The organism is Pseudomonas umsongensis, assembly GCF_012647205.1.
In the GTDB taxonomy this organism is placed as follows: domain Bacteria; phylum Pseudomonadota; class Gammaproteobacteria; order Pseudomonadales; family Pseudomonadaceae; genus Aquipseudomonas; species Aquipseudomonas umsongensis.
The window spans coordinates 1,205,406-1,225,656 of the sequence record NZ_CP051487.1; the positions used below are offsets into that span (position 1 = coordinate 1,205,406).

The 20,251-nt window shown below is 60.2% G+C and carries 21 protein-coding genes; 20 read left to right on the forward strand and 1 reads right to left on the reverse strand.

From position 1 onward, the window contains the following. The 20 genes from cysE (at position 1) to HGP31_RS05410 (ending at position 18,279) form a co-directional block, all read left to right on the forward strand. Complete coding sequence (gene cysE / locus HGP31_RS05315; RefSeq protein ID WP_020795597.1) at positions 1–777, forward strand: serine O-acetyltransferase; 777 nt, start codon at positions 1–3, stop codon at positions 775–777. 272 nt (positions 778–1,049) lie between these two features. After that, on the forward strand, positions 1,050–1,541 hold the full coding sequence (gene iscR, locus HGP31_RS05320; RefSeq protein WP_007903581.1) for a Fe-S cluster assembly transcriptional regulator IscR: 492 nt from the start codon (positions 1,050–1,052) through the stop codon (positions 1,539–1,541). A gap of 50 nt (positions 1,542–1,591) precedes the next feature. Next, entirely contained in the window at positions 1,592–2,806 is a 1,215-nt protein-coding gene (locus tag HGP31_RS05325; protein ID WP_020795599.1) for an IscS subfamily cysteine desulfurase, read from the forward strand. A 102-nt stretch (positions 2,807–2,908) separates the two neighbouring features. Next, a complete protein-coding gene (gene iscU / locus HGP31_RS05330) occupies positions 2,909–3,295 on the forward strand; it encodes a Fe-S cluster assembly scaffold IscU (RefSeq protein WP_007974006.1) in 387 nt (128 codons plus the stop codon). A 34-nt stretch (positions 3,296–3,329) separates the two neighbouring features. Then, positions 3,330–3,653: an iron-sulfur cluster assembly protein IscA gene (gene iscA / locus HGP31_RS05335; protein ID WP_003227904.1), complete on the forward strand. Its 324-nt coding sequence runs from the start codon at positions 3,330–3,332 to the stop codon at positions 3,651–3,653. An 8-nt stretch (positions 3,654–3,661) separates the two neighbouring features. Further along, positions 3,662–4,183 (forward strand): co-chaperone HscB, encoded by a 522-nt coding sequence (gene hscB / locus HGP31_RS05340; RefSeq protein WP_008025499.1) that lies wholly within the window; start codon positions 3,662–3,664, stop codon positions 4,181–4,183. Positions 4,184–4,234: 51 nt separating this feature from the next. Beyond that, complete coding sequence (gene hscA, locus HGP31_RS05345) at positions 4,235–6,097, forward strand: Fe-S protein assembly chaperone HscA (protein ID WP_168757285.1); 1,863 nt, start codon at positions 4,235–4,237, stop codon at positions 6,095–6,097. 2 nt (positions 6,098–6,099) lie between these two features. Continuing rightward, positions 6,100–6,441 (forward strand): ISC system 2Fe-2S type ferredoxin, encoded by a 342-nt coding sequence (gene fdx, locus HGP31_RS05350; protein ID WP_020795601.1) that lies wholly within the window; start codon positions 6,100–6,102, stop codon positions 6,439–6,441. A gap of 14 nt (positions 6,442–6,455) precedes the next feature. After that, positions 6,456–6,656, forward strand: coding sequence for a Fe-S cluster assembly protein IscX (gene iscX, locus HGP31_RS05355; protein ID WP_168757286.1), 201 nt, complete (start codon positions 6,456–6,458; stop codon positions 6,654–6,656). Between the two features lie 88 nt (positions 6,657–6,744). Then, positions 6,745–7,170, forward strand: coding sequence for a nucleoside-diphosphate kinase (gene ndk, locus HGP31_RS05360; protein WP_020795603.1), 426 nt, complete (start codon positions 6,745–6,747; stop codon positions 7,168–7,170). A gap of 28 nt (positions 7,171–7,198) precedes the next feature. Further along, positions 7,199–8,341: a dual-specificity RNA methyltransferase RlmN gene (gene rlmN / locus HGP31_RS05365; protein ID WP_020795604.1), complete on the forward strand. Its 1,143-nt coding sequence runs from the start codon at positions 7,199–7,201 to the stop codon at positions 8,339–8,341. A gap of 16 nt (positions 8,342–8,357) precedes the next feature. Beyond that, the gene (pilW, locus tag HGP31_RS05370; RefSeq protein WP_033043496.1) at positions 8,358–9,116 is read left to right on the forward strand and encodes a type IV pilus biogenesis/stability protein PilW; all 759 of its coding nucleotides are present in this window, start codon (positions 8,358–8,360) and stop codon (positions 9,114–9,116) included. After that, positions 9,116–10,138 (forward strand): RodZ domain-containing protein, encoded by a 1,023-nt coding sequence (locus tag HGP31_RS05375; RefSeq protein ID WP_168757287.1) that lies wholly within the window; start codon positions 9,116–9,118, stop codon positions 10,136–10,138. Before pilW ends, HGP31_RS05375 begins: the two co-directional genes overlap by 1 nt. Before the next feature lie 3 nt (positions 10,139–10,141). After that, positions 10,142–11,251 carry a flavodoxin-dependent (E)-4-hydroxy-3-methylbut-2-enyl-diphosphate synthase gene (ispG, locus tag HGP31_RS05380; protein ID WP_020795607.1) on the forward strand — a complete coding sequence of 370 codons (1,110 nt, stop codon included), beginning with the start codon at positions 10,142–10,144 and terminating at the stop codon, positions 11,249–11,251. 37 nt (positions 11,252–11,288) lie between these two features. Then, entirely contained in the window at positions 11,289–12,578 is a 1,290-nt protein-coding gene (gene hisS, locus HGP31_RS05385) for a histidine--tRNA ligase (protein WP_020795608.1), read from the forward strand. Positions 12,579–12,619: 41 nt separating this feature from the next. Next, positions 12,620–13,261, forward strand: a complete 642-nt coding sequence (locus HGP31_RS05390) for a tetratricopeptide repeat protein (protein ID WP_020795609.1) — start codon at positions 12,620–12,622, stop codon at positions 13,259–13,261. Further along, positions 13,254–14,405: an outer membrane protein assembly factor BamB gene (gene bamB, locus HGP31_RS05395; protein WP_020795610.1), complete on the forward strand. Its 1,152-nt coding sequence runs from the start codon at positions 13,254–13,256 to the stop codon at positions 14,403–14,405. Before HGP31_RS05390 ends, bamB begins: the two co-directional genes overlap by 8 nt. Positions 14,406–14,656: 251 nt before the next feature. Further along, positions 14,657–16,126 carry a ribosome biogenesis GTPase Der gene (gene der / locus HGP31_RS05400; protein ID WP_110747055.1) on the forward strand — a complete coding sequence of 490 codons (1,470 nt, stop codon included), beginning with the start codon at positions 14,657–14,659 and terminating at the stop codon, positions 16,124–16,126. A gap of 225 nt (positions 16,127–16,351) precedes the next feature. Beyond that, positions 16,352–17,500 (forward strand): pyridoxal phosphate-dependent aminotransferase, encoded by a 1,149-nt coding sequence (locus HGP31_RS05405; protein WP_168757288.1) that lies wholly within the window; start codon positions 16,352–16,354, stop codon positions 17,498–17,500. Then, complete coding sequence (locus tag HGP31_RS05410; protein ID WP_168757289.1) at positions 17,488–18,279, forward strand: amidohydrolase; 792 nt, start codon at positions 17,488–17,490, stop codon at positions 18,277–18,279. The genes HGP31_RS05405 and HGP31_RS05410 overlap by 13 nt, the downstream gene beginning before the upstream one ends. Positions 18,280–18,458: 179 nt before the next feature. On the opposite strand, the gene leuA is transcribed toward HGP31_RS05410, so the two are convergent. Next, positions 18,459–20,138, reverse strand: a complete 1,680-nt coding sequence (leuA, locus tag HGP31_RS05415) for a 2-isopropylmalate synthase (protein WP_020795615.1) — start codon at positions 20,136–20,138, stop codon at positions 18,459–18,461. Between the last annotated feature and the right edge of the window lie 113 nt (positions 20,139–20,251).

Here is a 20,251-nt window from a genome sequence, read left to right on the forward strand (position 1 = left end):
ATGTTTGAGCGTTTGCGTGAAGATATCCAGAGTGTTTTCCATCGAGACCCGGCAGCGCGTAACGCTTTTGAAGTCCTGACCTGCTACCCCGGCATGCATGCCATCTGGATCCACCGTTTGTCGGCGATGCTGTGGCGCGCCGACCTTAAATGGCTGGCGCGGCTGGTGTCGAACTTCGGCCGCTGGCTGACCGGGATCGAGATCCACCCGGGGGCCAAGGTCGGCCGGCGATTCTTCATTGACCATGGCATGGGCATCGTCATTGGTGAAACCGCCGAAATCGGCGATGACGTGACCATTTACCAGGGCGTGACCCTGGGCGGCACTAGTTGGAACAAGGGCAAGCGCCACCCGACCCTGGGTGATGGTGTGGTGGTCGGCGCCGGTGCCAAGGTGCTTGGCCCGTTCACTGTGGGGGCGGGTGCCAAAGTCGGCTCCAACGCCGTGGTCACCAAGGAAGTGCCGCCGGGCGCCACGGTGGTGGGCATTCCGGGGCGGATCATCGTCAAGCCGGACCAGGAGCTGGATGCCAAGCGCAAGGCCATGGCCGAGAAGATTGGCTTCGATGCCTATGGCGTGACTGAAGACATGCCGGACCCGGTGGCACGCGCCATCAACCAGTTGCTCGACCACCTGCAGGCGGTCGATGGGCGTCTGGAGGGGATGTGCGGGGCGTTGAAGGACCTGGGCAGTAATTACTGTGCCAAGGACCTGCCTTCGCTGCGCGAAGAAGACTTCGCCTGTGTGAAGGACAAGGACCAAAGCCAGGCCGGCTGAATCCCCCCCCCCCTGTAGGAGCTGCCGCAGGCTGCGATCTTTTGATCTTGTCTTATATAAGCAAAATCAAAAGATCGCAGCCTGCGGCAGCTCCTACAGGTCGCATTTAGACAATGGCACCGCGCTAAGCGGTGTGCCATTAAGTCGCAGATCCTGATATGATGCGGCCGCTCTTTTGCGGGTAAACCTGACTAAAGTACTAGGTCTTATAGTTGACTTAAATACTCGGGAATTGCATACTCGCCTCATTCCGAACTCCGTGGTAATTGTCCATGCGACTGACTACAAAAGGCCGATACGCCGTGACCGCCATGCTCGACCTGGCGTTGCACGCGCAGCACGGGCCCGTGTCCCTGGCCGATATCTCCGAGCGCCAAGGCATCTCCCTGTCCTACCTCGAGCAGCTGTTTGCCAAATTGCGCCGTAGCAATCTGGTGTCCAGCGTTCGCGGTCCAGGCGGCGGTTACCAGCTGTCACGCGACATGCAAGGTATCCAGGTCGCCCAGGTGATCGATGCGGTGAACGAATCGGTCGATGCAACCAAATGCCAGGGCCAGGGTGATTGCCATCAAGGCGACACCTGCCTGACCCACCACTTGTGGTGCGATCTGAGCCTGCAGATTCACGAATTTCTGAGCGGTATCAGCTTGGCTGACCTTGTGACTCGCCGTGAGGTGCAAGAAGTAGCCCAGCGTCAGGATCAACGCCGTTGCAACAGCAAGGCGCCACGCCTGGACAAGATTGAAGCGTCCGCCGTCGAATGACAGCCAGAGAGCTAGCGGCACGCCAGCCAGCCTGATTTAGGAGATAGTCCATGAAATTGCCGATTTACCTTGATTACTCTGCGACTACCCCGGTTGATCCGCGTGTCGCGCAAAAGATGAGTGAATGCCTGCTGGTCGACGGAAACTTCGGTAACCCGGCGTCCCGTTCCCACGTGTTTGGCTGGAAAGCCGAAGAGTCCGTCGAAAATGCCCGTCGTCAGGTGGCCGACCTGGTCAACGCCGACCCGCGCGAAATCGTCTGGACCTCCGGTGCCACCGAATCCGACAACCTGGCAATCAAGGGTGCGGCACATTTCTATGCCACCAAAGGCAAGCACCTGATCACCACCAAGATCGAGCACAAGGCTGTCCTGGACACCATGCGCCAACTGGAGCGTGAAGGTTTCGAAGTGACCTACATCGAGCCTCGCACCGACGGCCTGGTCACGCCTGAGATGATCGAAGCCGAACTGCGCGACGACACCATCCTGGTTTCGGTCATGCACGTGAACAACGAAATCGGCACCATCAACGACATCGCGGCCATCGGCGAACTGACCCGTTCCAAGGGCATCCTGTTCCACGTCGACGCCGCCCAGTCCACTGGCAAGGTCGAGATCGACCTGCAGAAGCTGAAAGTCGACATGATGTCGTTCTCCGCACACAAGACCTACGGTCCTAAAGGCATCGGCGCCCTGTACGTCAGCCGCAAGCCACGTGTTCGCATCGAAGCGACCATGCACGGCGGCGGTCACGAGCGCGGCATGCGTTCGGGCACCCTGGCGACCCACCAGATCGTCGGCATGGGCGAAGCTTTCCGCGTAGCCAAAGAAGACATGGCTGCCGAGAACGTGCGCATCAAGGCCTTGAGCGACCGTTTCTACAAGCAGGTCGAGCACCTGGAAGAGCTGTACGTCAACGGCAGCATGACCGCCCGCGTCCCGCACAACCTGAACCTGAGCTTCAACTACGTTGAAGGCGAGTCGCTGATCATGGCGCTCAAGGACCTGGCGGTTTCGTCCGGTTCGGCCTGCACCTCGGCGTCCCTTGAGCCTTCGTACGTACTGCGCGCCCTGGGCCGCAACGACGAACTGGCACACAGCTCGATCCGCTTCACCTTCGGCCGTTTCACCACCGAAGAAGAAATCGATTATGCCGCGCAGAAAGTTTGCGAGGCCGTTACCAAGCTGCGCGCTTTGTCGCCGCTGTGGGACATGTACAAAGACGGCGTCGATATCTCGAAGATCGAGTGGGCGGCACACTAAATAAAGAAGCCGCCAGATACAGCTCCTGTAGCGACGCGGCGACTGACGCAAGCGCAGCTACAGGGTCTCAAGAGCGGCCCTGATGAGTGAGGATTGAGAATCATGGCTTACAGCGAAAAGGTCATCGACCACTACGAAAACCCGCGCAACGTCGGCAAGATGGACGCGGAAGATCCTGATGTCGGCACCGGCATGGTCGGCGCTCCGGCGTGCGGCGACGTGATGCGCCTGCAGATCAAGGTCAACGACGCCGGCATCATCGAAGATGCCAAGTTCAAGACCTACGGCTGCGGTTCGGCTATCGCTTCCAGCTCCCTCGCCACCGAGTGGATGAAGGGCAAGACCCTGGACGAAGCGGAAACCATCAAGAACACCCAGCTGGCTGAAGAGCTGGCCCTGCCGCCAGTCAAAATTCACTGCTCGGTACTCGCCGAAGACGCCATCAAGGCGGCTGTTCGCGACTACAAGCAGAAGAAAGGCTTGATCTGACTTTCAGTTTTTGGCGACGAGTAAGGAGTCACCGATGGCTATCAGCATGACAGAAGCGGCTGCTCGACACGTGCGACGCTCCCTTGACGGGCGCGGCAAAGGTGAGGGGATTCGCCTGGGTGTTCGCACCACGGGCTGCTCCGGCCTTGCCTACGTGCTGGAGTTTGTCGACGAGGTGGTTGCAGAGGACCAGGTGTTCGAGAGTCACGGCGAGAAAGTGATCATCGACCCGAAAAGCCTGGCCTACCTGGACGGCACCGAGCTCGATTTCGTCAAGGAAGGGTTGAACGAAGGCTTCAAGTTCAACAACCCCAACGTGCGCGGTGAATGTGGCTGCGGCGAAAGCTTCAACATCTGAGGCTTGTCGTGGGTACTCCTTGTCATTTCGCTTTATTCGAGCTGCAACCGAGCTTCAACCTGGATCTCGATCAGCTGGCTACGCGTTACCGTGAGTTGGCGCGCAGTGTTCATCCAGACCGCTTTGCCGACGCTTCCGAGCGGGAGCAGCGGCTGGCGCTAGAGCAATCCGCGAGCCTCAACGAGGCCTACCAGACGCTCAAGAGTCCACCCAAGCGCGCGCGTTACCTGCTCGCCTTGAATGGTGGTGAGTTGCCGCTGGAGGTCACGGTGCATGATCCGGAGTTTCTTCTGCAACAGATGGAGTTGCGCGAAGAGCTCGAAGACCTGCAGGACAGCGCCGACCTCAATGGCGTTGCCGTCTTCAAGCGCCGCCTGAAAGTGGCTCAGGAAAAACTGAACGACAGTTTCGCAGCTTGCTGGAATGATGCAGCGCAACGTGAACAGGCCGAACGCCTGATGCGGCGCATGCAGTTTCTCGACAAGCTGACCTACGAAGTGCGCCAGCTGGAAGAGCGCCTCGACGATTAACCCAGTGCCGCTCCGGTCGCACGCCTGATATACAGATAAGTCCTGATAACGATGGCCCTACTGCAGATCGCCGAACCCGGCCAAAGTCCTCAACCGCACCAGCGTCGCCTGGCTGTGGGGATCGACTTGGGCACTACCAATTCGCTGGTCGCTGCGTTGCGCAGTGGTCTTTCCGAGCCTCTGGCTGACGCGCAAGGGCAGGTCATCCTGCCGTCTGCCGTGCGCTATCACGCCGATCGCGTCGAGGTTGGCGAATCCGCCAAGCTGGCTGCCGCCACCGATCCCTTGAACACCGTGCTGTCGGTCAAGCGCTTGATGGGTCGTGGTCTGTCCGACGTCAAGCAATTGGGTGATCAGTTGCCGTACCGCTTTGTCGGCGGCGAGTCGCACATGCCGTTCATCGAGACGATCCAGGGGCCGAAAAGCCCGGTCGAAGTCTCGGCGGACATCCTCAAGGTCTTGCGCCAGCGTGCCGAAGCCACTTTGGGCGGCGAGCTGGTAGGTGCGGTCATCACTGTTCCGGCCTATTTCGATGATGCCCAGCGTCAAGCCACCAAGGATGCGGCCAAACTGGCCGGCCTGAATGTGCTGCGTTTGCTCAACGAGCCGACCGCCGCGGCGGTGGCTTACGGTCTGGACCAGCACGCCGAAGGCCTGGTTGCCATCTATGACCTGGGCGGCGGCACCTTCGATATTTCGATTCTGCGCCTGACCGGCGGTGTGTTCGAAGTCCTGGCTACCGGCGGCGACAGCGCCCTGGGCGGTGATGACTTCGACCACGCAATTGCTGGCTGGATCATTGAGAGCGCTGGTCTGTCCGCCAACCTCGATCCGGGTGCGCAGCGTCAGCTGCTGCAAACGGCTTGCGCCGCCAAGGAAGCACTGACCAACGCCTCGTCGGTCGAAGTGACTCATGGCGACTGGAAAGCCGAGCTGACCCGCGAAGCCTTCGATGCCTTGATCAAGCCGATGATCGCGCGCAGCCTGAAAGCCTGTCGCCGCGCGGTGCGTGATTCCGGTGTAGAGCTGGAAGACGTGCATGCGGTGGTCATGGTTGGCGGCTCGACTCGCGTGCCTCGTGTTCGCGAAGCTGTCGCCGAAGCTTTTGGGCGCCAGCCTCTGACTGAAATCGACCCGGATCAAGTGGTGGCCATCGGTGCCGCGATCCAGGCCGATACCCTGGCCGGCAACAAGCGCGATGGCGATGAATTGCTGCTGCTGGACGTGATTCCGTTGTCCCTGGGCCTGGAAACCATGGGCGGCCTGATGGAGAAGGTGATTCCACGCAACACCACCATCCCCGTCGCTCGGGCGCAGGACTTCACGACTTACAAAGATGGCCAGTCGGCCATGGCGATCCACGTGTTGCAGGGCGAGCGCGAGCTGATCAGCGACTGCCGCTCCCTGGCGCGCTTCGAATTGCGCGGTATTCCGGCGATGGTGGCCGGCGCGGCGAAGATTCGCGTGACCTTCCAGGTCGATGCCGATGGCTTGCTCAGTGTTTCCGCTCGCGAACTGGGTTCGGGCGTCGAGGCCAGTATCCAGGTCAAGCCGTCCTACGGCCTGACCGACGGCGAAATCGCCAAGATGCTCAAGGATTCGTTCCAGCACGCCAACGACGACAAGGTTGCCCGCGTTCTGCGTGAGCAGCAGGTCGATGCCCAGCGCCTGATCGAGGCGGTACAGGCCGCCCTGGAAGCTGACGGCGAGCGCTTGCTGGACGCCGACGAGCGCATGGTCATCGAACTGCAAGTGCAGGAACTGACCGAACTGATGAAAGGTACCGATGGCTACGCCATCGAGCAGCAGACCAAGCGTCTGTCGCAAGTGACCGACGCCTTTGCTGCCCGCCGCCTGGACTCGACGGTGAAAGCCGCGCTGGCGGGGCGCAACCTGAATGAGATTGAGGAATAACGATGCCGCAGGTCATTTTTCTGCCACACGAGAAGTTTTGCCCTGAAGGCATGGTCGTCGAGGCTGAGCCGGGTATTTCCATCCTCGAGCTGGCTCACGAACACCATATCGAGATGGAAAGTGCCTGTGGCGGCGTCTGCGCCTGCACCACCTGCCACTGCATCATCCGCGAAGGTTTCGATTCGCTGGAAGAGGCTGACGAGCTGGAGGAGGACTACCTCGACAAGGCCTGGGGGTTGGAGCGTGAGTCGCGCCTGGGCTGTCAGGCCAAGGTCGGCACCGAAGACCTGACCGTTGAAATTCCGAAGTACTCGCTCAACCACGCAGCCGAAGCGCCGCACTGATTCAAGGAACTGTCATGAGTCTCAAGTGGACTGATGTGCTGGAAATCGCGATCCAGCTGGCTGAAAGCAAGCCTGAAGTGGACCCTATGTCGGTCAACTTCGTCGATCTGCGTAAATGGGTGATGGAATTGCCCGAATTCGACGACAAGCCTGAGCATTGTGGCGAAAAGATCCTGGAGGCCATTCAGGCCCACTGGATCGAAGAACGCGACTGAGCCACGCAGCAGGTTAGGCAATACCCAAGAACCCGCGTATAATTCGCGGGTTTAATTTTTCGCAAATTACCGTTTCTGGAGTTACACCATGGCTGTTCAACGTACTTTCTCCATCATCAAGCCTGACGCCGTTGCTAAAAACGTGATCGGCAAGATCGTTTCCCGTTTCGAAGACGCTGGCCTGCGCGTTGTAGCTTCGAAAATGAAGCAACTGTCCAAAGCCGAAGCCGAAGGCTTCTACGCTGAGCACAGCGAGCGCGGTTTCTTCGGTGACCTGGTAGCGTTCATGACCTCCGGTCCGGTTGTTGTCCAGGTTCTGGAAGGCGAAAACGCCATCGCTCGCAACCGTGAGCTGATGGGCGCTACCAACCCTAAAGAAGCTGCTGCCGGCACCATCCGTGCTGACTTCGCTGAATCGATCGACGCCAACGCCGTACACGGTTCGGACTCCGAAGCCGCTGCCGCTCGCGAAATCGCATACTTCTTCGCAGCTACTGAAGTAACCACTCGCTAAGCATTGGCTTAAGAGTGAAGGTGAATCCATGACTACATCGACTGTAAAAACCAACCTGCTGGGTCTGACTCAACAGGAAATGGAAAAATTCTTCGACTCAATCGGGGAGAAGCGTTTCCGTGCCGGTCAGGTAATGAAATGGATTCACCACTTTGGCGTCGATGATTTCGACGCCATGACGAACGTCAGCAAGGCCCTGCGCGAGAAGCTCAAGGCCGTTGCTGAAGTTCGCGGTCCGGAAGTGGTCAGCGAGGACATCTCCAGCGACGGCACCCGCAAGTGGGTGGTGCGCGTGGCGTCCGGCAGCTGCGTCGAGACCGTGTACATTCCCCAGGGCAAGCGCGGCACCTTGTGCGTTTCGTCCCAGGCAGGCTGTGCCCTGGATTGCAGTTTCTGCTCCACCGGCAAGCAAGGCTTCAATAGCAACCTCACCGCCGCCGAAGTCATCGGCCAAGTGTGGATTGCCAACAAATCCTTTGGCAGCGTCCCGGCAACCGTCGACCGTGCCATCACCAACGTGGTGATGATGGGCATGGGTGAGCCGCTGCTGAACTTCGACAACGTCATCGCGGCCATGCACCTGATGATGGACGACCTGGGCTACGGCATTTCCAAGCGCCGCGTGACCCTGTCGACCTCCGGCGTGGTGCCGATGATCGATGAGCTGTCCAAGCACATCGACGTCTCCCTGGCGTTGTCCCTGCACGCACCGAATGACGCATTGCGTAACCAATTGGTGCCGATCAACAAGAAGTATCCGCTTAAGATGCTCCTCGAGTCGTGCCAGCGCTACATGTCGTCCCTGGGCGAAAAGCGCGTGCTGACCATCGAGTACACCTTGCTCAAGGACGTGAACGACAAGGTCGAGCACGCCGTTGAAATGATCGAGCTGCTCAAGAACATCCCGTGCAAGATCAACCTGATCCCGTTCAACCCGTTCCCGCACTCCGGTTACGAGCGGCCTAGCAACAATGCCATTCGTCGGTTCCAGGATCAGCTTCATCATGCCGGTTTCAACGTCACTGTACGCACCACCCGTGGTGAAGACATCGACGCGGCCTGTGGTCAATTGGTAGGGCAGGTGCTGGATCGCACCCGTCGCAGCGAACGTTATATCGCCGTGCGTGAACTGAGCGCCGACAACGATATGGCGTCGAACGCTGCGAAGTAATCAAGAGAGGATCTCCATGTCCCTGCGCTTTGCGCTGCTTTTGCTAATGGCCAGCCTGTGCGCTGGCTGTGTGCTTTCGGGCGACTACAACCCGATGAAGACCAGCAAAGGCCGTGGCGAGGCGCTCGAGGCCTACGTGCAACTGGGCATCGGTTATTTGCAACAAGGCATGACCGAGCGAGCAAAAGTGCCTCTGAAGAAGGCGCTGGAGCTGGACGCCGCAGACCCGGACGCCAATGCCGCGCTGGGGTTGGTGTTCCAGGCCGAAATGGAGCCGGAACTGGCTGACCAGCATTTTCGCAAGGCGCTGGCTTCCCGTCCCGCCGATGCGCGAATCCTCAACAACTACGGCAGCTTTCTCTACGAGCAGAAACGTTACAAGGAAGCCTACGAGCGTTTCGAGCAGGCCGCCGCCGATACCCTGTATCCTGAGCGTTCGCGCGTGTTCGAGAACCTGGGCATGACGGCTTCGATGCTCGGCCAGCGCGAGTTGGCCCAGCAGCAACTGGAAAAAGCCCTGCGTTTGAATCGACAACAGCCTCGGGCATTGTTGGAAATGGCTGAGTTGTCTTACGAAGACAGGCATTATGTGCCCGCGCGTGACTTTTACGACCGTTTTAGCCTGCTTGCCGAGCAAAATGCACGTAGTCTATTGCTCGGCATTCGCCTGGCAAAAGTGTTTGATGATCGCGACAAGGCCGCCAGTGCGGGCCTGCAATTAAAACGACTTTATCCCGGTACATCGGAATATCAGCAATACCTGTCGGAGCAATGATGAAAGCGGCGCATCCCGAAGTTGTAGCAGCGAATCGCGTTAACCCCGGTGAGACCTTGCGCCAGGCCCGCGAAAGCAATGGCTGGTCGCTGGCCGAAGTGGCCCTTAAGCTCAACCTTACCGTCAATTCCCTGAGCAATCTGGAAGCCGGCGATTTCGACAAGCTGCCAGGGCATACCTTCGCCCGCGGCTATATCCGTGCTTATGCCAAATTGCTCGGCATGGACCAGGCCGTCCTGGTCCAGCAGTTCGACCAATCCACCGGTACCGACTCCAAGGGCAGCAGCGTTCACAGCCTGGGCCGTATCGAAGAGCCAGTTCGCGTGTCCCACACCATCTTGCGCATTGTCAGCCTGTTGTTGCTGGTGGCCGTGGTGGGTGGTGGTTTTGTCTGGTGGCAGGACCAGACCTCGCTGCGCACCAAGGACCTGATCAGCCTGACCCCGGAACACGTGGAAGTCGAAGGTGCCGATGGCACTACCCAGATTCATCCGCTGGATGAGCCGGAAGACCAGGCGGTGGCCGAGGGTGAGGCGCAAAACACCACGGCCCTGGCATTGCCGCAGGCCGACTCCGCGACCCCGGCTCCGGCTGAAACGCCAGCGCCGGCACCCGTTGCACCGACCGCCCCCGCACCGACCGCCGCCCCGCCTGTGACGCCAGCCCCGGCTGTTCCTGCAGCTCCAGCTGTTGCAGCGCCGACGGTGAATGCACCGGTTGCTCCAAGTGTTGCAGCGCCAACCGCTGCGGCACCGGCGCCAGCAGCGCCTGCGGTGGCAGGCCAGGGCCAGGTCCAACTACAGTACAGCGCCGACTGCTGGACCCAGGTCACCGACGGCAACGGCAAGGTGCTGTTGAGCGGCCTGAAGCGTAAAGGCGAAAGCGTTTCCCTCAATGGCAAGCCGCCGTTTTCCGTGCGCCTGGGTTATGCCCGCGGCGCGCAGGTCAGCTACAACGGTCAGGCGGTCAATGTCGCTCCGTTCACCAGTGGCGAGACTGCTCGCCTGAAGTTGGGTCAATAAGTCATGCACGGCGAATCTCCAATCAAACGTCGCGAATCGCGCAAGATCTGGGTCGGTAATGTACCTGTTGGCGGCGATGCGCCCATCGCTGTGCAAAGCATGACCAACAGCGACACCAACGACGTCGCTGCGACCGTCGCGCAAATCAATCGCCTGGAAGCCGCGGGTGTCGATATCGTGCGGGTGTCCGTGCCGGACATGGACGCCGCCGAGGCCTTCGGCAAGATCAAGCAACTGGTCAAGGTGCCCTTGGTCGCCGACATTCACTTCGACTACCGCATCGCCTTGCGCGTGGCCGAACTTGGCGTTGACTGCCTGCGGATCAACCCGGGCAACATCGGTCGCGAAGACCGCGTGCGCGCGGTGGTCGATGCCGCCCGCGATCGTGGCATTCCGATCCGTATCGGGGTGAACGCCGGCTCCCTGGAAAAAGACCTGCAGAAAAAATACGGCGAGCCGACGCCAGCCGCGCTGGTTGAATCGGCGCTGCGCCACGTCGAACACCTTGAGCGCCTGAACTTCCAGGACTTCAAGGTCAGCGTGAAAGCCTCCGACGTGTTCATGGCCGTCGAAGCCTACCGCTTGCTGGCGAAGGAAATCGTCCAGCCGCTGCACCTGGGCATCACCGAAGCCGGTGGTTTGCGTTCAGGCACGGTGAAATCTGCCGTGGGCCTCGGTATGCTGCTCGCCGAAGGGATTGGCGATACCATTCGCATCTCGTTGGCGGCTGATCCGGTCGAGGAAGTGAAAGTCGGCTACGACATTCTCAAGTCCCTGCATCTGCGTTCCCGTGGCATCAACTTCATCGCCTGCCCGAGTTGCTCGCGGCAGAACTTCGATGTGGTCAAGACCATGAACGAGCTGGAAGGGCGCCTCGAAGACCTGCTGGTGCCGCTTGACGTCGCGGTCATCGGTTGCGTGGTCAACGGGCCGGGCGAAGCCAAGGAAGCCCATATCGGCTTGACCGGCGGCACGCCAAACCTGATTTACATCGACGGCAAGCCGTCGCAGAAACTGACGAATGACAATCTGGTGGATGAGCTTGAACGCTTGATCCGCGAGAAAGCGGCCGAAAAGGTCGAAGCCGACGCAGCGGTTATCGCGCGCGGCTGAGCCGACTGAAGAGCCGAACGGAATTTAAGGATTTAATGTGAGCAAGTCTCTGCAAGCCATTCGTGGCATGAACGACATCCTGCCCGAACAGACCCCCCTGTGGCGTCATTTCGAAGGCACCGTTTCGCGCCTGCTGGATAACTACGGTTACAAGCAGATCCGCATGCCGATCGTCGAGTTCACCGAGCTGTTCAAGCGCTCCATCGGTGAAGTGACCGACATCGTCGAAAAAGAGATGTACACCTTCGACGACCGTAACGGCGACTCCCTGACCCTGCGTCCCGAAGGCACGGCAGCGTGCGTGCGTGCGGTGCTCGAGCACGGCATCACCGGCGGTGGCCAGGTGCAGAAGCTCTGGTACATCGGTCCGATGTTCCGCCACGAGCGTCCGCAGAAAGGCCGTTACCGCCAGTTCCACCAGATCGGTGTCGAGGTTTTCAACCTCGACGGTCCGGACATCGACGCCGAACTGATCGTGCTGACCTGGCGCCTGTGGGGCGAGTTGGGCATCCGCGATGCGGTCAAGCTCGAACTCAACAGCCTGGGCACCAGCGAGTCCCGTGGCCGCTATCGTGAAGCGCTGGTCGAGTTCCTGTCCGGTCACCTGGACAAGCTGGACGAAGACAGCCAGCGCCGCTTGAAAACCAACCCGCTGCGGGTCCTGGACACCAAGAATGCCGATACACAGGCGATTCTGGTCGATGCGCCGAAAATGGCCGACTACCTCGACGAAGAATCTCGCGTGCACTTCGAGGGCCTCAAGGCTCGCCTGGACGCCGCCGGCATCCCCTATGTGATCAACCCGAAGCTGGTTCGCGGGCTGGACTACTACAGCAAGACCGTTTTCGAATGGGTCACCGACAAACTTGGCGCCCAGGGCACCGTGTGTGCCGGTGGTCGTTACGACGGCCTGGTCGAGCAGATGGGCGGCAAGCCTACTGCCGGCGTGGGTTTCGCCATGGGTATCGAACGCCTGGTATTGCTGCTGGAAACCCTGGAGCAGATCCCGGAAGAAATCTCCCGTCAGGTCGACGTCTACCTCTGTGCCTTCGGTGAAGCCGCCGAGCTGGCAGGCCTGGCCCTGGCCGAGCGCGTGCGCGACCAGTTGCCCAACCTGCGCCTGCAAGTCAATGCCGGCGCTGGCAGCTTCAAGAGCCAGTTCAAGAAGGCCGACAAGAGCGGTGCGCTGTTCGCACTGATCCTCGGCGACGACGAGATGGCCCAGCAAGTGGTAGGTTTCAAACCCCTGCGTGGCCAGGGCGAACAACAAAGCATTGCCTGGGATGCGCTTGCTGCACACCTGGCCACCTGCGTCGTGCAGGGTTGAAGCTGTCATAACAGCCGAATTAGCGATTAAGGAGTATTGGGGTGTCGAGTACCGAAGACGAACAGCTGGCGGATTTTAAGGAATGGTGGTCACGCAACGGCAAGCCCCTGGTTACTGGCGGCCTGTTGGCGCTGGTCATCGTGTTCGGTTGGCAGGCGTTCCAGAAGTATCAGAGCAACCAGTCGCAAGGTGCCTCGATGCTCTATCAGCAATTGCTCGAAACCACGCTGACGCCTGACGGCAAGCCAGATGCGGCGCGTGTCTCGGACCTGGCCGGCAAGCTCAACAGCGAGTTCGGCGGCAGCGCCTATGCGCAATACGGCAGCCTGTTCGTGGCGAAAGTCGCGGTCGACAGTGGCAAGCTCGATGACGCAGCCAGCGAGCTCAAGGCCATCGTCGCCAAGCCGGCCAACCCGGCACTGGGCGAAATCGCCCGTCAGCGCCTGGCGCAGGTACTGGCCGCGCAGGACAAGGTCGATGAAGCCCTGAAGCTGCTGGAAGGCGATGCCGACAAGGCCTTCCTGGCCACTCGCGAAGAACTCAAGGGCGACCTGCTGGTGCAGTTGGGTCGTACCGACGAAGCGCACGCGGCGTATCAAAAAGCCAAGGCGGCACTGTCGGATGAAGCGGCGGTCGGTGGCCTGCAAATCAAGCTGGACGACCTGGCCAAAGGGGATGCGTGACGTGATTCGTTGGAAGCATGCAGCATTGCTGGCCCTGGCCATTTTGGCCGCGGGTTGCAGCAGCAACAGCAAGAAAGAATTGCCACCGGCCGAATTGACCGACTTCAAGGAAGAAGTGGTCCTGCAGAAGCAGTGGAGTCGTTCGATCGGTGACGGTCAGGGCGAAACCTACAACATGCTGGTTCCGGCCATCGATGGCGATACCATCTATGCCGCCGATGTCACCGGTGTGGTAATGGCGCTGGATCGCAGCAACGGCGACGTCAAATGGAAGAAAGATCTCGAACTGCCTGTTTCCGGCGCTGTTGGCGTGGGTTACGGTCTGCTGACGGTGGGTACGATCAAGGGTGAAATCGTTGCCCTGGACGCCATCAACGGCGAAGAGAAATGGCGCGCGCGCGTGTCCAGTGAAGTCCTCGCACCGCCGGCCAACAATGGCGATGTGGTCGTGGTCCAGACCCAGGACGATCGTTTGATCGGTCTGGATGCCGCCACTGGCAACCAGCGCTGGTTGTATGACAGCACGCCTGCGGTACTGACCCTGCGCGGTACCAGCGCACCGATCGTGACCAACCGCCTCGCGGTGGCTGGCTTCTCGACTGGTAAAGTGGTCGCTCTCGACATTTCCAACGGCGTGCCGGTGTGGGAACAGCGTGTAGCGATCCCGCAAGGTCGTTCGGAACTGGAGCGTGTTGTCGACATCGATGGCGGCTTGCTGTTGTCCGGTGAGACGATTTATGTCGCCAGCTACCAGGGTCGCGTTGCGGCACTGGACCTGCAAAGCGGTCGGCAACTCTGGCAGCGTGATGCTTCCAGCTATGCCGGTGTCGCCCAGGGTTTCGGCAGCGTCTACGTGAGCCTGTCCTCGGGCACCGTTGAAGGCGTCGACGAGCGTTCCACCACAGCCTTGTGGAGCAACGATTCGCTGGCTCGCCGCCAACTGTCGGCTCCAGAAGTGTTCTCCAGTTATGTTGCAGTCGGTGACCTGGAAGGTTACCTGCACCTGTTGAGTCAGGTGGACGGTCGATTCGTCGGCCGCGAGCGCATCGACAGCGACGGCCTGCGTGCCCGTCCGCTGGTGGTGGGTGACACGATTTATGTATATGGCAACAGCGGCAAACTGGAAGCCCTGACCATTAAGTAACGACTATGCTTGGGGTTAATCCCCCGGGCTGCTTCACTTGTGGATATGAATGTGGGAGCGAGCCTGCTCGCGATGGACGTCAACGATAACGTTTGCATCCTGAATAAACGCGGTGCTCCGGCGTTTTTCGTCGGAACGCCGCCCGGAGCAGGCTCGCTCCCACAAACAAGCGCACAGTGTTGCCCCGAGCACCAGCCGCTGCCCTCGCAGCGGCTTTTGTATTTTCTGAAATAAACGAAGTGGAGAGCCGCATGGTTCCCGTAATCGCCCTGGTGGGCCGACCGAACGTCGGCAAGTCCACCTTGTTCAACCGCCTGACCAGGACTCGCGACGCTATCGTCGGCGACTTGTCCGGTCTGACCCGTGATCGCCAGTACGGTGAGGCCAAGTGGCAAGGGCGTTCCTACATTCTGGTCGACACCGGCGGTATCTCCGGTGACGAGCATGGTATGGACGAAAAAATGGCCGAGCAGTCGCTGCTGGCCATTGAAGAAGCGGATGTCGTTCTATTCCTGGTAGATGCCAAGGCCGGTTTCACCGCCGCCGACCAGATGATCGCCGAGCATTTGCGCAAGCGTAACAAGCGTTCCCACGTGGTCGCCAACAAGGTCGACAACATCGACCCGGAAATGGCCCGCGCTGAATTCGCTCCACTGGGTATGGGCCACGCGATCCCGATCGCCGGTGCTCACGGTCGTGGCATCACCCAGTTGCTGGAAATCGCCTTGGGCGACTTCCCGAAAGACGAAGACGAGCCGGAAGAAGGCGAGGAAGAGGACGTTGCCGAAGGCGAGGAAGCCAAGCGCATTCCTGGCCCGAGCGAAAAAGACGGGATCAAGATCGCGATCATCGGTCGCCCGAACGTTGGCAAGTCGACCCTGGTCAACCGCATGCTCGGTGAAGACCGGGTGATCGTGTATGACCAACCCGGCACTACCCGCGACAGTATCTACATCCCGTTCGAGCGTAACGACGAGAAGTACACGCTGATCGACACCGCCGGTGTGCGCAAGCGCGGCAAGATCCACGAAGAAGTCGAAAAGTTCTCCGTGGTCAAAACCCTGCAGGCGATCAAAGACGCCAACGTGGTGATCTTCGTGATGGACGCCCGCGAAGGCGTGGTGGACCACGACCTGAACCTGCTGGGCTTCGCCATCGAGTCGGGTCGTGCGCTGGTCATCGCGATCAACAAGTGGGACGGCATGACGCCGAGCGAGCGCGACTTCGTGAAGGTCGAACTGCAGCGTCGTCTGTTCTTCGTTGACTACGCCGACATCCACTTCATCTCGGCCCTGCACGGCACTGGCGTGGGCAACCTTTACGCCTCGGTGCAGAACTCGTTCAAGTCCGCGGTCACCCGCTGGCCGACCAACCGCCTGACCCAGATCCTGGAAGACGCGGTTGGCGAGCACGCACCGCCAATGGTCAACAACCGCCGGATCAAGCTGCGTTACGCCCACTTGGGTGGTGCCAACCCGCCGATCATCGTGATCCACGGTAACCAGATCGAGAAGGTGCCGAAGTCCTACGTTCGCTACCTGGAAAACACTTACCGTCGTGTGCTCAAGCTGGTCGGTACGCCGATCCGCATCGAGTTCAAGGGCGGCGAGAACCCGTATGAAGGCAACAAGAACTCGCTGACCGACCGCCAGGTCAACAAGAAGCGTCGCTTGATGTCGCACCACAAGAAAGCCGACAAGAAGCGCCGCGACAAGCGCTGATCTAAGGCTTGCCTCACTCATGTGGGAGCGAGCCTGCTCGCGAATGCAATCTGTCAGTCAACGTTTATCGCGACTGACACACCGCCTTCGCGAGCAGGCTCGCTCCCACAGGGTAGGACGAGAAGAAGGGCGCTTTTGGCGCCCTTTTTTTATGGGCGCCGTTTGGGCTATCCTCGGACTCTCCCGCGCCGCCGTTAGAGCCGGGTGTAGAGCAGGGAATCCTCGATGATCACCAGTAAGCTGCCGAATGTCGGCGTCACCATCTTCACGCAGATGTCTCAGCTCGCGGCGCAAACCGGGGCGCTCAACCTGTCCCAGGGCTTTCCCGATTTCGCTGCTCCGCAGGCTCTGTGCGATGCGGTCGGCCGGCATATTGCCAATGGCCACAACCAATACTCGCCAATGACCGGGCTGCCGGTACTGCGTCAGCAGATCGCGGCGAAAATCGCCCGCAGCTATGGCGTCAGCGTCGATGTGGACAGCGAAGTGACCGTGACGCCCGGCGCGACCGAGGCGATTTTCTGCGCCATTCAGGCCGTTATCCACAGCGGTGACGAAGTCATCGTGTTCGACCCGGCTTATGACAGTTACGAGCCTTCGGTTGAGCTGGCTGGTGGCCGTTGCGTTCATGTGCAACTGGGGTTGGATGACTTCAGCATCGATTTCCAGAAGCTCGCCCAGGCACTGAGTCCGCGTACGCGGATGATCATCCTCAACACTCCGCACAATCCCAGCGGCGCACTGATCAACCGTGCGGAGTTGGACCAACTGGCGGCGTTAATCCGCGATCGTGACATCTATGTGATCAGCGATGAGGTCTACGAACACCTGGTCTACGACGGTGTGCCCCACGTCAGTGTGCTGGCCCATGAAGAGTTGTATCAGCGCGCCTTCGTGGTCAGCTCCTTCGGCAAGACCTATCACGTCACCGGCTGGAAAACCGGCTATGTGGTCGCGCCACCGGCCCTGACGACAGAGCTGCGCAAGGTGCATCAATATGTCAATTTTTGCGGCGTAACACCCTTGCAATACGCCTTGGCTGATTACATGGCCGAGCATCCGGAACATGTCGAAGAACTGCCAGGCTTCTATCAGGCCAAGCGTGACCTGTTTTGCGACCTGCTGGCGCCTTCGCGCTTCAGCTTCACCCGGGTAAGCGGTACGTATTTCCAGCTGGTCGACTACTCGCAGATCCGCCCGGATCTCAACGACGTCGAGATGGCCCTGTGGATGACCCGTGAACACGGCGTTGCGAGCATCCCGATCTCGGTGTTCTACCAGACGCCGCCTGAAGGCCAGCGCCTGATACGCCTGTGCTTTGCCAAACGTGAGGAGACCCTGCGTGAAGCAGCGGAAAAATTATGCGTGATCTGAGTGCGCTGCCGAACCTGACCGTTGCGCTGATCCAGACCACCCTGGCCTGGCACGATCGCCAGGCCAACCTGGAGCATTTCGAGCACTTGCTGGAACAGGCTCGCGGCGCGGACCTGATCATTCTGCCGGAGATGTTCACCACCGGTTTCTCGATGGAGTCCGAGACCCTCGCTGAAGCGGAAAACGGACCGACCAGTAAATGGTTGCGGGCTCAGGCGGCAAAATTCGATGCGGTGATCACCGGTAGCGTGATTGTGCAGGCCGCTGATGGCAGCCATCGTAACCGCCTGTTGTGGGCGCGGCCGGACGGCGAAGTGTGGCACTACGACAAACGTCACCTGTTCCGCATGGCCGGCGAGCACAATCACTTCACCCCGGGCGAACGCCAGGTGCAGTTCGAACTCAAGGGCTGGCGAGTGCGGCCGCTGATTTGCTACGACCTGCGCTTCCCGGTGTGGAGTCGCGATGCGCAGGACACTGACCTGCTGCTGTACACCGCCAACTGGCCGGGTGCACGGCGCCAGCACTGGAACCGCTTGCTGCCGGCGCGGGCCATCGAGAACCTGTGCTACGTGGCAGCGGTGAATCGCATCGGCACCGATGGCAAAGGCTTTGCCTATACCGGGGACAGCCAGGTGCTGGATTTCCAGGGCGAGACGTTGCTCAGCGCGGGAGAGGCGGACGGGGTGTTCAAGGTGGTGCTGGATGCGGCGGAACTGGCAGCGTATCGCACGCGTTTTCCGGCGAACCTGGATGCCGATACCTTCGAGTTCACCTGAGACTTGCACTGCCTGAGCTGGCCCCTTCGCGAGCAGGCTCGCTCCCACATTGGGTTGCGTTCTCCTGTGGGAGCGAGCCTGCTCGCGAAGATGGCATGACAGGCACTACAAAAACTACAGGCAAACAAAAAGGCCCCGAGATCGCATCTCGGGGCCTTTTGTATTTCAGCGAAGGCTAATTACGCCGCTTTCGCTTCCGGCTGGCTCAGCGAGCGGTTCAGCGCGCTGAACAGGGCCTTGAAGCTGGCGGTGGTGATGTTTTCATCGATACCCACGCCGTGCACCGCACGCTCACCATTCACTCGCAGTTCAATGTAGGCCGCCGCCTTGGCATTGGTGCCCGCGCCGATGGCGTGTTCGTTGTAGTCCATGATTTCCACCGGGATCGGCAGGCCGGCCACCAGTGCTTCCAGGGCGCCGTTGCCCTTGCCGCGCCAGTGCAGGTTGGTTTCGCCCTGGCCTTTGCTGGCCACTTCCACTTCGACGGCGCTGTGGCCGTTTTCTTCCTGCAGGCGATGGCTGACCAGCGCATACGGGGTGTTGGCCTGCAAGTACTCGCTGTGCAGCAGCGCGTGGATTTGCTGGGCGGTCATTTCCAGGCCCAGGCGATCGGTTTCGCGCTGCACGACCTGGCTGAATTCGATCTGCATGCGACGTGGCAGGCTGATGCCGTATTCCTGCTCCAACAGATAGGCGATGCCGCCCTTGCCCGACTGGCTGTTGACGCGGATGACCGCCTCGTAGCTGCGGCCGATGTCGGCCGGGTCGATCGGCAGGTACGGCACTTCCCACAGGGCGTCCGGTTTCTGCTGGGCGAAACCCTTGCGAATCGCGTCCTGGTGCGAGCCGGAGAATGCGGTGTGCACCAAGTCGCCAACGTACGGGTGACGCGGGTGAACCTGGATCTGGTTGCACTCTTCGACGACCTTGCGCACGCCGTCGATGTCGGAGAAGTCCAGCTCAGGGTTCAGGCCCTGGGTGTACATGTTCAAGGCCACGGTCACCAGGTCGACGTTACCGGTACGCTCGCCGTTGCCGAACAGGCAGCCTTCGACGCGGTCGGCGCCAGCCATCAGGCCCAGCTCTGTGGCAGCAACGCCAGTGCCACGGTCGTTGTGGGTGTGCAGGCTGATGATCACGCTGTCACGACGGTTGATGTGACGGCCGAACCATTCGATCTGGTCGGCATAGATGTTCGGGGTAGCGCATTCGACGGTGGCCGGCAGGTTGAGGATGATCTTGCGCTCGGGCGTCGGGTTCCAGACTTCGATCACCGCGTCGCAGACTTCCTTGGCGAACTCCAGTTCTGTGGCGCTGAAGGTTTCCGGGGAGTACTGGAAGGTCCACTCGGTTTCCGGCTGCTGGGCGGCATATTTGACGAACAGCTTGGCCGCGTTTACGGCGATTTCCTTGACCCCTTCCAAGTCCTGGTTGAAGACAATGCGGCGGAAAGAAGGAGACGTGGCGTTGTACAGGTGAACGATGGCTTTTTTCGCGCCACGCAGGGATTCGAAAGTACGCGCGATCAAATCTTCACGTGCCTGGGTCAATACCTGGATGGTGGTGTCGTCCGGGATATGACCGTCTTCGATCAGGGTGCGTACGAAGTCGAAATCGGTCTGCGAGGCGGACGGGAACGACGCTTCGATTTCCTTCACGCCGACCTGCACCAGGGTTTTCCAGAAGCGCAGCTTCTTGACGGCGTCCATCGGTTCGATCAGCGACTGGTTACCATCGCGCAGGTCGGAGCTGCACCAGATTGGCGCGGCGGTGATGGTCTTCGACGGCCAGGTGCGGTCCGGCAGATCGATGGTCGGGAACGCGCGGTATTTCGAAGACGGGTCTTTGAGCATGCTCATCGGGAAATCCTTATTGTGTTGGCCGAAAAAAGGCGGCCTGCCGGTGGATCAAAATGTTCTTGGAGTAACGCTTGGGACGAGGCGCCGCGATTCAGCCCGGCAGTCGTGCGCTG